At 64.2% G+C, this 11405-nt stretch carries 12 protein-coding genes; 6 read left to right on the top strand and 6 right to left on the bottom strand.

Features of this window, described 5'->3' with window-relative positions:
• Nucleotides 1–9 precede the first annotated feature (9 nt).
• From ACVZUB_RS20415 to ACVZUB_RS20405, 3 genes are all read right to left on the bottom strand, one after another.
• Nucleotides 10–783 (bottom strand): ABC transporter permease, encoded by a 774-nt coding sequence (locus ACVZUB_RS20415; RefSeq protein ID WP_007736136.1) that lies wholly within the window; start codon nucleotides 781–783, stop codon nucleotides 10–12.
• On the bottom strand, nucleotides 780–1781 hold the full coding sequence (locus ACVZUB_RS20410; RefSeq protein WP_007736138.1) for an ABC transporter ATP-binding protein: 1002 nt from the start codon (nucleotides 1779–1781) through the stop codon (nucleotides 780–782). Before ACVZUB_RS20410 ends, ACVZUB_RS20415 begins: the two co-directional genes overlap by 4 nt.
• A gap of 68 nt (nucleotides 1782–1849) precedes the next feature.
• A complete protein-coding gene (locus ACVZUB_RS20405) occupies nucleotides 1850–2599 on the bottom strand; it encodes a hypothetical protein (RefSeq protein WP_482627706.1) in 750 nt (249 codons plus the stop codon).
• 154 nt (nucleotides 2600–2753) lie between these two features.
• Between ACVZUB_RS20405 and ACVZUB_RS20400 the strand changes: the two genes are divergently transcribed.
• Nucleotides 2754–3164 carry a VOC family protein gene (locus tag ACVZUB_RS20400; protein ID WP_003945129.1) on the top strand — a complete coding sequence of 137 codons (411 nt, stop codon included), beginning with the start codon at nucleotides 2754–2756 and terminating at the stop codon, nucleotides 3162–3164.
• A gap of 11 nt (nucleotides 3165–3175) precedes the next feature.
• Here ACVZUB_RS20400 and ACVZUB_RS20395 read toward each other — a convergent pair whose 3' ends face one another.
• Together ACVZUB_RS20395 and ACVZUB_RS20390 are read right to left on the bottom strand one after the other, a co-directional pair.
• On the bottom strand, nucleotides 3176–4210 hold the full coding sequence (locus ACVZUB_RS20395) for a glutathione S-transferase family protein (protein ID WP_482627705.1): 1035 nt from the start codon (nucleotides 4208–4210) through the stop codon (nucleotides 3176–3178).
• Nucleotides 4211–4233: 23 nt separating this feature from the next.
• The gene (locus ACVZUB_RS20390; RefSeq protein ID WP_003945114.1) at nucleotides 4234–4923 is read right to left on the bottom strand and encodes a GNAT family N-acetyltransferase; all 690 of its coding nucleotides are present in this window, start codon (nucleotides 4921–4923) and stop codon (nucleotides 4234–4236) included.
• A 126-nt stretch (nucleotides 4924–5049) separates the two neighbouring features.
• On the opposite strand from ACVZUB_RS20390, the gene ACVZUB_RS20385 reads away from it, so the two are divergent.
• Both ACVZUB_RS20385 and ACVZUB_RS20380 read left to right on the top strand, forming a co-directional pair.
• Nucleotides 5050–5673, top strand: a complete 624-nt coding sequence (locus ACVZUB_RS20385; RefSeq protein ID WP_003945150.1) for a PadR family transcriptional regulator — start codon at nucleotides 5050–5052, stop codon at nucleotides 5671–5673.
• A 2-nt stretch (nucleotides 5674–5675) separates the two neighbouring features.
• Nucleotides 5676–7160 (top strand): DHA2 family efflux MFS transporter permease subunit, encoded by a 1485-nt coding sequence (locus tag ACVZUB_RS20380; protein WP_003945132.1) that lies wholly within the window; start codon nucleotides 5676–5678, stop codon nucleotides 7158–7160.
• Here ACVZUB_RS20380 and ACVZUB_RS20375 read toward each other — a convergent pair.
• Nucleotides 7120–8520, bottom strand: coding sequence for an FAD-binding oxidoreductase (locus tag ACVZUB_RS20375; RefSeq protein WP_209909298.1), 1401 nt, complete (start codon nucleotides 8518–8520; stop codon nucleotides 7120–7122). The genes ACVZUB_RS20380 and ACVZUB_RS20375 overlap by 41 nt on opposite strands.
• Here ACVZUB_RS20375 and ACVZUB_RS20370 point away from each other — a divergent pair.
• The 3 genes from ACVZUB_RS20370 (at nucleotide 8501) to ACVZUB_RS20360 (ending at nucleotide 11403) form a co-directional block, all read left to right on the top strand.
• On the top strand, nucleotides 8501–9319 hold the full coding sequence (locus ACVZUB_RS20370) for an enoyl-CoA hydratase/isomerase family protein (protein ID WP_371746444.1): 819 nt from the start codon (nucleotides 8501–8503) through the stop codon (nucleotides 9317–9319). The genes ACVZUB_RS20375 and ACVZUB_RS20370 overlap by 20 nt on opposite strands.
• Nucleotides 9320–9412: 93 nt before the next feature.
• Nucleotides 9413–10606 carry a class I adenylate-forming enzyme family protein gene (locus tag ACVZUB_RS20365; protein WP_058037452.1) on the top strand — a complete coding sequence of 398 codons (1194 nt, stop codon included), beginning with the start codon at nucleotides 9413–9415 and terminating at the stop codon, nucleotides 10604–10606.
• A 35-nt stretch (nucleotides 10607–10641) separates the two neighbouring features.
• Nucleotides 10642–11403 (top strand): crotonase/enoyl-CoA hydratase family protein, encoded by a 762-nt coding sequence (locus tag ACVZUB_RS20360; protein ID WP_166502484.1) that lies wholly within the window; start codon nucleotides 10642–10644, stop codon nucleotides 11401–11403.
• The last annotated feature ends 2 nt before the right edge of the window (nucleotides 11404–11405 follow it).

The raw sequence follows: 11405 nt of genomic DNA, 5'->3' as shown, positions 1-11405 counted from the left end.
ACAGCCTTTTCAGGTGATGTCGCGGGTCCTGGTCCGCAGCCAACCGAGCCCGCAGAACAGAACCACCCAAGCGGCCAGCATCATCGGGCCGCTCGGCCAGGACGCAAACGCGTCGACGTCGATCGACGGGGCCGCATTGATGATCGTGCCGATCGTGGCCGACACCGGAAGCGCGGCCCCGACCCCGCCGAGATCCATCGCGAGCAGCACTGCGCGGACGATCCATTCACCGAAGACGAACCACAGGATGACCGAGAGGGCACCGGCCATCGACGAACCGGTGAGCAGTGCCACCCCGGCGCCGAGCAGTGCCCACAGAGCGCACGCCAGAATGCCTGCGGCGCAGATGGCGAAGAGATCGGTGGTGAAGCTGAAGTCCCGGCCGAAGAGCAACATCGCGCCGATGCTGACTACTTCGACCGCCAACGCGTAGCCGACGGCGAATACCGCGACGACGGCAAGTTTTGCGCCGAGAACTCCGTCACGGCCGCGAGCTGTGAGGAACGTCGTGGTGAGAGTTTTGTAGCCGAATTCGGATCCGGCGGTGAGTGCTCCGAAGACAGCCGCGAACACCAGGACAAGCGTGTTGGAGACACCGAGGCTGACGCCGGTGGACACGACATCGACGTCGAAGGTGGTGTCTGCCGAATCGGCCACGGCTTCGACGAACGTCCTGGTGGAGGCAGCAATCAGCACGGCCACGACGACCGGTGCGATGGCCAGTGCCCACCAGTAGCGCAGGGTGAGAACTTTGAGTGTCTCCGCGCGCACGAGCGTGGTCATCGGTGTCCTCCGGAAGGTCCGTATGCGGCAGGGCCGTAATAGCCCGGTCCGGAACCGGGACCGGGTGGGCGGTGGTATCCGACCTGGGGAACCGCGTACTGCGGTGTTGTCATCGCGAGGAACAGTTGCTCGAGATCTGCGCCTTCGGTTGCGACGCCGAAGATCGTGACACCGGCGGCGGATGCCACCGGTGGGAGCACCGACGTGTCGGTGCCGCCCACGGCGAGCCGTCCGTCCTGCGTGATCTGGGCGTCGATGATTCCGCGAGCGGCCAATGCCGTGGCGAGGAGCGCTGGGTTGGAACACGAGACGAGCAGTCGACTGCGCTGCGAGCGGCGAAGTTCGTCCATGGTCCCTTGGTAGACGAGTGAGCCGGCGCTGACGATGACCACGCTGTCGACGGTCGCTTCCACTTCACGAAGCGCGTGACTCGAGATCAGAACCGTTCGGCCGGAACCGGCGAAGGTCTGCAGGAACTGACGAAGCCACGCCATGCCCTCGGGGTCGAGTCCGTTCGCGGGTTCGTCGAGCACGAGGATCTCGGGATCACCGAGCATCGCGGTGGCAAGGATCAGGCGTTGGCGCATCCCGAGCGAGAAGGTGCCGGTCTTGTGGACTCCGACCGATCTCAGACCGACCATGTCCAGCACCTGCGCCGCGCGCTGAGTCGGCATGCCGATAGCGGCCGCGTAGATCTCGAGGTGTCCGAGCGCCGTTCGTTTCGGATGGAGACTGCCGACGTCGAGTACTGCGCCGACGGTCCGAGCCGGGTTGGGCAGCAAACGCATCGGGGTGCCGTTGATCGTGGCCGATCCCGACGTCGGTGACACCAGTCCGAGGAGCATCCGCAACGTGGTCGTCTTGCCCGAACCGTTCGGGCCGAGAAACCCGGTGATCGAGCCCGCCTGAACGTCGAAGCTCAGGTCGTTGACCGCGCGCGCCGCCTTGAACGTCTTCGTCAACCCACGAATCTCGATGGGGGCAGAGAAGGATCCCATTGCGGTGTTCGTCAATGCTGCTCCCGGGTCGGCGGCGAATACGTGATGCGAGCCTACGGCCCGGACGGCTATCTGCGGATGGCCCGGCGTGTCTCCGTCTGGGGAAGCACTGCGGCATCGTCGGCAGGCATCACGATCAGGTGGTCGGTCCACCTGGCCGGTGCCGGTCCGAAGGCTTCGCGCGCATTCTTGACGACGCCCTTGCCGATTGCACGGTTGCCCGCACCGCCGATGACCGCACCGATTCCGGCCGGAACGAGCTTGCCGAGGATCAGTGCGCTGCGCTTCGCGGCGTACTTGGTCACGAATTTCCGCACGAGGGTGCTGTTCATTCCCCTCATCGTGGGTCCGGGAATCTTGCTCGTGATTGCCGTTCCCCAGTTCTTGGCTGTGATTCCGGTGGCCTTCTGCACGATCTCCGTACCGGATTCGCCGAGGGCGACTGCCAGGACCAGGGCACGTCGTTGCTGGTGATCCTGTACGGAGATTCCATGCACTGACGCAATTGCCAACGTCAGCAGCGCTGACGCCTCGAGGAAGAAAGCCGATTCCGCACCGACGGCAGCGATGGACGCGACCGTTCCGACGCCCGGCACCGCGGCGGTGGCGCCGACGGCACTGCCGCTGCCGGTCACGGCGAGAATGAACATCTTCTCCATCCGCTCGACGATCTGAGCAGGTGACTCGTCGGGGTGGGCCTTACGGACATGGTTGACGTATTTGGCCACTGCGGGCGCTTGCAGGCGGCTTCCGTTGTCGAGAACGGAAACGAGGACCTTCTCGATACGCCCGCTGTCGTTGTTCGTCGACTTGCTCATTGCTGCCCCTCCACAGTTGTCCTCCTCTGAAGCGAGGTGGACCGTATCTCGAGAATAGGTGAAGTTTTCGCTGGCGGCGGTGATCACCGGGGCCATAGGCTCGTACGAGACTCGGTTTTCTTCGTGAGTTTTCCCAGGCAGGAGTTCGAGTGTTATGACCGCCACTTCGGAATCTCGTTCGACGACCATCTGGCCGACGCTGCGCTACCTCGACGCCCGTGCGGCAATCCACTTTCTGGTGAGCACCTTCGGTTTCGTGGAGAAGGCCGTCTACGGAGAGGGAGACGTGGTCGACCACGCCCAACTCGACTGGCCGGGCGGTGGCGGCATCATGTTGGGTTCGCCGCGCACCGATTCTGCGATCGCCGGCCTGCCGCCTGGAATCGGTTCGGTGTACATCGTCGTGGACGACGCGGACGCCGCCGATGCACTCCACGAACGCGCTGTCGCGGCGGGCGCCACGATCACGCAGGGATTGCGCGACGAGGACTACGGTTCGCGGGGGTTCACCTGCCGTGATCCCGAAGGTGTGTACTGGAGTTTCGGCACGTACGCAGGGGAGTAGCCCCCCGCGACCTACCTGGTGGCCCAGTGCTCTGCCGGAACCACTTCCGACGGGATGGGCGGATGAGGTGGTGTGCCGTCCCCGAACGGTCGGCCACCCAACTGTTCGCGTCCGTGCGGTTCGAGCCAGTGTGTCAATTCCGGTCCCTTGGGCACGATTCCGGAGGGATTGATCTCGGAATGCACGATGTAGTAGTGCGCTTTGATCTGTGTGAAGTCGATGGTGTCACCGAATCCGGGGGTTTGGAACAGATCGCGCGCGTAGTCCCACAGCACCGGCATCTCGCTGAGTTTGCTTCTGTTGCACTTGAAGTGGCCGTGATAGACGGGATCGAACCGCGCCAGCGTGGTGAACAGGCGCACATCGGCTTCGGTGATGGTGTCGCCCACCAGGAAACGTTGCCGGGCAAGACGTTCGGTGAGCCAGTCGAGGCGAGCGAACAGCGTGTCGTATGCCTCGTCGTACGCCTGCTGTGAACCGGCGAAACCGCAGCGGTAGACGCCGTTGTTGACGTCGCGAAAAACGTACTCGGCCACTTCGTCGATTTCGTTTCGCAGAGGCTCCGGGTACAGATCCGGTGCGCCTTCGCGGTGGTACTTCTTCCATTGCGTCGAGAAGTCGAGGGTGATCTGTGGGTAGTCGTTCGTGATCACCTTGCCCGTGGCGATCTCCACCATGGCGGGCACCGTGATTCCCCTGGGGTAGTGGGGATTTCGGGCGAAGTATGCGTCCTGCAGTCGCGGGATCTTCAGTACGGGATCGACGCCGCCCGGGTCGAGATCGAAAGTCCAGCTTCGCTTGTCGTGAACCGGACCGCAGATGCCCATCGACAGTACGTCTTCGAGGCCGAGTAGGCGGCGGACGATGATGGCGCGGTTTGCCCACGGGCAGGCACGTGCCACGATCAACCGGTATCGCCCGGGTTCGACGGGGTAACCGTCGCGGCCGTCCTCGGTGATCCGGGTCGGGATGTAGTTGGTGTCGCGTTTGAATTCACGACCCTCTTCGACGAATGTCGGTTCGCTCGCGCCGTCTTCCGTACTCATCTGCGGTCCCTCTCGTTCGAGTGTCAACTGGGCAGGTGCACGTGTACCCGAGCGTATGCCCCCAGAACGTCGAATTTGGCTTTACGCGGAAGCGTCGCGCCGATCGCACTGCCGCGACTTGTGCGTAGCTGCGGGATCAAGCCGGAATCGAGAGCGTCCTCCGCAGCGAGAAGCGTTACTGCGCAGCCGATTCCGTGACGGCGATGCGCTGGAGCAGTCAGGGTCGTAAGATCTGCCACGAATCCCTGAAATTCGGAGTACGCCGCGCATCCGAGCACCTCGGTGGAATCGGTGAGGGCGGTGAACCACCGCGTCCGGTTCCCGAGGTCGGCTGTGGTGCTGTCGTCGGGTGGGCAGAGCGCAGCGACGGCGAGGGCATCGTCGATGTCGTGGGAAATCAGTAGTTGCTCGTCGGGTGGCGCGTCCGTGTAGTCGCCGAGGAAAGCGAGATCGACGGGGCCGGTGATTCGGCCGCCGTGATCGCCGGCGATCTCGAGCAGACGCGCCGGTTGCAGCAGGGCGTCGACGGAGATGTCCTCGGTGCGCTCGATGAACCACTGCGGCCCGACGATCGCACCTGAGCCTGCCAGATCGAGAACGTGGATGTCGTCGCCGACGACGCGGGCCGTGTGTGCCGGCCGAAGTGCCGAGTCGCCGAGGCCCAGTTCACGTGCCCAAGCGAGTCGGATGATGTCGAGGTGATGTTCGTCCACTCGCTACAGGCTAGTCCGATTCGAACGGGTTGATCGAGATGGACAGAGGTCGTATATTCCATGTGGACTATTTCAGGTGGAATAGTCAAGAAATAGTCAATTGCGGCTTGTCAGGGAGGGGGACTCATGGGTGACGTGTCACTGACGCCTCTGGGAATCACCGTTCTGGGCCTGCTGTCCGAGCGTTCGATGCATCCGTACGAGATGTATCAACTTGCCTCGGTTCGCCGGGGCGATCAGTTGGTGAAGATCAAGCCGGGATCGCTCTATCACACGGTTTCCCGGCTGGAGAAGCAGGAACTTCTGGCTTCGATCGGGACCGATCGTGAGGGCAACCGGCCCGAACGGACGACGTACGAGATCACCGCCCGGGGCCGTGAGGCCCTCGAGCATCAACTACGTGAGATGTTGGCGGTTCCGGTGCGGGAGTATCCGCGGTTGCCGCTCGCGCTCGCTGAAATGCACAACCTCTCCGCGTCCACCGCGTGTCAGATGCTTCGAATTCGTCTCGCGCACCTCGACAAGACGATCGCGAAATTCGAGGTCGACTACGAAGCGGTGAAGGCGGCGGAAAAACCACGAATCTTCACGGTGGGCGCGGACTACGCCCACGCACTGACCGTCGCCGAAAGAGAGTGGATCGGCGCGTTGGTGACAGACATCGAGAGCGGCGAAATGCCCTGGCTCTCACAAGAACTTCTCGACCGGCTGGCCGGCTCCGCAGGCTCGTCCGCACTACCTAAGGACTGAAGATGGAAAAGCAGGTCAATCCCTGGCACGCGCTGTGGGCGCTGTGTATCGGGTTCTTCATGATTCTGGTGGACAGCACCATCGTCGCTGTCGCCAACCCTGCGATCATGGAGGACCTCGGCACCGACATCAACAAGGTCGTCTGGGTCACCAGCGCGTACCTGCTGGCGTACGCGGTGCCGCTGCTCGTCACCGGCCGGCTCGGTGACAGGTTCGGACCGAAGAACCTGTACATGATCGGCCTCGTACTGTTCACCGGCGCTTCACTGTGGTGTGGTCTGTCCGGCAGCGTCGAGATGCTCATCGTGGCAAGGGCTTTCCAAGGTCTGGGCGCCGCAATGATGACGCCTCAGACGATGGCCGTCATCACACGCACGTTCGCGCCGAACAAGCGTGGCGCCGCAATGGGCCTGTGGGGCGCGGTTGCCGGTGTTGCGACGCTGGTCGGTCCGCTTGCCGGTGGTGTGTTGGTCGACAATCTCGGCTGGGAATGGATCTTCATCGTCAACGTCCCGGTCGGTGTCATCGCCTTCCTCCTCGCGTGGAAGCTTGTTCCGTCGTTGCCGACCAGCGAGCACAAGTTCGACATCCCCGGCGTGATTCTCAGCGCCGCAGGCATGTTCCTGCTCGTGTTCGGAATCCAGGAAGGCAGTTCGTACGACTGGAACGGATTCGTCTGGAGCCTGATCGGTGCCGGTGTGGTGTTGCTCGCGGTGTTCGTGTTCTACCAGTCGCGCAACAAGAACGAGCCCTTGCTTCCACTCGAACTCTTCAAGGACCGCAACTTCTCGCTCGCCAACGTCGCCATCACCGCGATGGGCTTCGCGATCACGTCGATGGTCCTTCCGCTGATGTTCTACACCCAGGCAGTTCGCGGACTCTCCCCGACGCAGTCGGCGCTCCTCCTCGTTCCGATGGCCGTGCTGACCGGCATTTTTGCGCCGATCATCGGCAAGCTCGTCGACAAGACGCATCCGCGCTACATCGCGGGCACCGGCTTCCTGCTGTTTGCGATCGCCCTGGGCTGGCTCGCACTGGTGATGTCTCCCGACGTCGCGATCTGGGAACTGCTCCTGCCGATCGGCCTGATCGGCTTCGCCAACGCATGCATCTGGTCACCGCTCGCGGCCACCGCCACACACAACCTGCCTCCGATGCAGGCCGGCGCCGGCGCCGGCGTCTACAACACCACCCGGCAGGTGGGTGCGGTTCTCGGCAGTGCCGCGATCGGAGCACTGATCACCGCACGATTGGCGGCTCAGGGTCTGACCGGCGGCAGTTCCGAAGCCGGAGTGGGTCACCTACCCGAGTTCGTCCGTGAACCGTTCAGCACGGCGATGTCGGAGTCGATCTGGCTGCCCGCAGGCGTGCTGCTCATCGGCTTCGTCGCTTCGGTGTGCTTCGCTCGGCCTCTGCGCGGCGACGCACACGACGACGCGATGGCCGTCAGTGCCGAAGCGCGTCGGGAAACATCACTGCACGATTGAGATAGTCGCTCGGGTCCAGGGCTCGCTTGATCGCCCACATCGTGGCTATGTCCTCCGCAGAGAGGGCCAGGTTCAGATAGTTGCGTTTGAGCGAGCCCACCCCGTGCTCGGAACTGACGTTTCCGCCGTGATCGCGAACCAGTTCGAGGATGCTGCGGTACACGGTGTCGGCGTTCGGGCAGTTCAGGACGTTGAGGTGGATGTTTCCCTCGGCGACATGTCCGAAGAGGATCGGAATTGCCTCGGGGGCACGACTCGCGATCACCGCCGCGGCGTCCTCGGCGAAGGTGGCAAGCGAGTCCAGCGGCAGCGCCGCGTCGAATTTCAGTGGGGGACCGAACAGTCCGACCACTTCGGCGAAACACTCCCGCGCCGCCCACAAACGCGTCGAGCCGGGATCGTCGACCGCCACTGCCGGGGTCTGCGGTGGGTCGATGCGTTCGAGCAGCTCGGCCAGGTCTTCCAGCGGATCGTGGGCCGCGGACACCTCGGCGAGCAGGTACCACGGTCGCCCCGTCGGCACCGCGGCGTTCAAATGGCGTGCGGCCAATTCGAGTCCACGGCCGTCCACCAACTCCAGTGCGTCGACGCCGTCGAGAGTGCGCAACGTGCGCCCCGCGTCCACGACGTCTTGCAGTCGGTCGAAACCGGTCAGCGTCGTGACCCGGTGAGTCGGTACCCGTCGTAGTTTCAGATCGACTGCCGTGACCACACCAAGAGTTCCCTCGCTGCCCACCCACAGTGCGGGCAGGTTGTATCCGGAATTGTCGGACAACACTTTCGGTGACCGACGCACCGTGGTCCCGTCGGGGAGCACCACCTCGAGGCCGAGCACCTGTTCGGCCATGTTCCCGTATCGAACCGTGTGCAGGCCACCGGCATTGGTGGAGACCATGCCGCCGATCGTCGCAGTGTCCCGCGAGGCTATGTCGACACCGAACTTCAAACCGGCGGCGGCGGCCGCCGAATGTACCTGCGCGAGTGTCGCTCCCGCACCGGCGGCGACCCGACCGGCGGCAACATCGACTTCGCCGATCGCCTCGAGGCGTTCGGTGGAGAGCAGGACGTCGTCGTGCTCGGGCACCGTCCCGGCGACCAGACCGGTTCGCCCGCCCTGAATGGTGACCGGTACGCCGCGCGAGCGGCACACGTTCAGCACTGCCGAGACTTCGGCGGTATTTCCGGGTCGGACCAGAGCGCTGGCGCGCCCGCTGTAGCGCCCTGTCTGGTCGGTGGAACGGGTCGCCAACACGTCGGCGTCGTCGACGACGAACCGGTGTCCCACAACGTCCGCGAGTGCATTTCTCAGACCGTCCACCCGACGATCGTAGGCCGGTTCGATGTGGCAGTGTGGCGGCATGACTGCTCCCGAATCGAATCCCACCCGTCTCGAGCGCTTCACCACCGATGGTGGTGCCGAGGTGGCTGTCCTGACGTTCGCGCACGGACCACTCAATCTGTTCGATCAAGCCATGTTCGACGCCGTCATCGCCGATGTTGCAGCGCTGACCGAAAACCCACCGCGCGCTGTGCTTCTGCGCGCCGAGGGCAAGGTCAACTCGGCCGGCGTCGACGTCCATGTGTTCGACGGACTGAACCCGGAGCAGGGAGCGGAATTGTGGCGCGAACTGTTCGCCCAGATCTGCCATCCGCTCGAGGCGTTGCCGTGCCCGGTCATCTACGCGGCGCACGGGCTGACGCTGACTGCTGCCTTCGAGATCTCTTTGGCCTGCGACATCATCCTCGCGGCGCCGAAGGCGAAGTTCGGACTGGTCGAGACAGTGGTCGGTCTGACGCCGTCCATGGGTGGACCGCAGCGTTTGGCCGAGCGCGCCGGTTCCGGACGGGCTCGGGAGTTGGTCATGACCGGCGATCTCTACGACGCCGCAACCCTGCACTCGTGGGGCGTCGTCAATGCAGTTCACGACGATGTCGATGCTGCGGCGCGTGCCCTGGCGGCCCGGTTGGCGGACGGGCCCACGCGAGCCCACGACGCCACCAAGCAGATCGTGGCGGCCTGGCGTTCCGGCGGGATCGCCCACGCGGATTCGGTGACTCCCGGGGTGTCCGGTGCGCTGTTCGCCACCGATGACCTACGCGGCGCTGTCCGCAGTTTCCTCGAGGTCGGACCGGGCAAAGCGGTCTACTCCGGAAAGTAAGTTTGCGACGATTATCGCCAGAGACCTCCATGAACTGTGATCCACGTCATATAGTCGAATGGCCGGTGGGTTGTCAGTGACGTGGAGGTATCGATGCGGTCGACGCTTGTGGAATACCCGTGTTCGACTCAGCTCCTCGCCGACGCCCGTGTCACCCGTGCGGGTGACGGGGTGCTTCGGTACAGCCAACTCGACCCGTCGCTGTCCGAACTCCTCGATATCGCCGTTCATCGATTCTCCTCACGCATCGCGGTGGAGGAGGTCGACGGCGAGCAGGTCACCTTCGCGGAGTTGTGGGCCGAGGCGTCGCGGGTCGCAGGCGGGCTGAAGTCGCGAGGCGTCGAGATCGGTGACCGTGTGGCCATTCGCGTCGCCGCCGGGGTGAGGTGGATGGAGGCGTGCCTCGGCGTCATTCTCGCCGGCGGTGTTCCAGTCTCCGTGGGTGTTCATCTGAGCGACGACGCGGCGGACTTCGTCATCGCGGACAGTGGCTCGGTGTTGGTGCTCGACGGGGAACTCCCACACGGTGTTCCGTTCATCGACGACGGTGCCGCCCCGGAGGAGATGGCGATCCTCGCGTACACCGCCGATTCTTCGGGCGAAATGCTGGGCGTCGAGTTGAGCAACGAGAACGTGCTCTCCGCCATCGTCGGCATTCTGCACTCGCGCGATTACGGCGTCGAAGGTGTGCGCAATCTGTTGGTGGACAATGACTTCAAGTCGGTACGGCAGTTCGTGCACGTGCTCGCGACGTTGGTGGTCGGTGGAACGGTGGTCCTCGCCGGCGACTTCTGGCGTGAGAGTGTGCATACCGTCGACATCGTGACCGGGCGGCCCGAGGACCTGCTCGAGCCTCGGTTGCTCACCCTCGGGCCGGCGGCGCGTGCCGGTTCGAGGTCGGTGCAGTGGATCGATTGCAGCGGGTCGCCGATCACGGCCGAACAGGAAGCCAAGCTGCTGACCCTGTTCCCGGCTGCTCGGCATGTGATCGGGTGGGGCAAAACCGAGACCTGTGGGGCTGGTCTCATTCTGCCAACCGAGTCGGCACCCACCCACCTCGGAAGCGTCGGAATCGCTTTCGGTGGAATGGAAGTGGCGTTGTACGGCCCGGATGCTCCAGGTGGTTTCGGTGAGTTGCTGTGCCGTGGACCGAGTGTCACGCGTCGGTATTGGAACTCGCCGCAAGCGACCTCGACGAGGTTCACCCAGGGGTGGTTCTGCACTCACGACACCGCGCAGATCGACCCCGATGGCTTCGTCCGTATTGTCGAACGCAACGTCGCGTAGTCACGCGAGCGTGGTCGACAAACGAGAGGGACATCATGGCGGACGAGGTTCTCACCGAGCGGCGCGGGCGGACACTGATCATCACCATCAACCGGCCCGAGGCGCGTAACGCCATCAACTCGGCGGTCAGTCACGCATTGGCCGCTGCGGTCGAAGAGCTCGATGCGGACGACGATCTGTCCTTGGCGGTGCTGACAGGAGCCGGCGGAAACTTCTGTGCCGGTATGGATCTGAAGGCATTCGTGGCCGGCGAGAACGTACTCGTGCCGGGACGCGGTCTCGGATTCACGGAAGGGCCGCCGCGTAAGCCGATCATTTCGGCGGTCGAGGGCTTCGCGTTGGCAGGCGGCACGGAACTCGTGCTTGCCACCGACCTGGTGGTCGCGTCGTCCGAAGCGAAGTTCGGTATCCCGGAGGTCAAGCGAGGGCTGGTCGCAGGTGGAGGCGGATTGTTGCGCCTGCCCAAGCGGATTCCGTACCAGAAGGCATTGGAACTGGCCCTGACCGGTGACAGTTTCACAGCCGAGGAGGCCTACCGCTACGGCTTCGTGAACACGATGACCGAGCCGGGTAAGGCGCTCGAAGGCGCGCTGGAGCTGGCTGATCGCATCACCCGCAACGGACCGCTCGCGGTTGCGGTCACCAAGGAGATCATCGTCAAGGCCGGCGGTTGGTCCGACGACGAAGCTTTCGCGAAGCAGTTGCAGGTCATGGCGCCGGTGTTCGCGTCCGAAGATGCACGCGAGGGCGCGACGGCGTTCGCCGAGAAGCGCGCCCCGGTCTGGAAGGGGCGGTAACA

The sequence above is a fragment of the Rhodococcus sp. OS5 genome, assembly GCF_056837585.1.
Note: the sequence above shows the minus strand (reverse complement) of the source record. Positions and strands in the feature narration are given on the sequence as shown.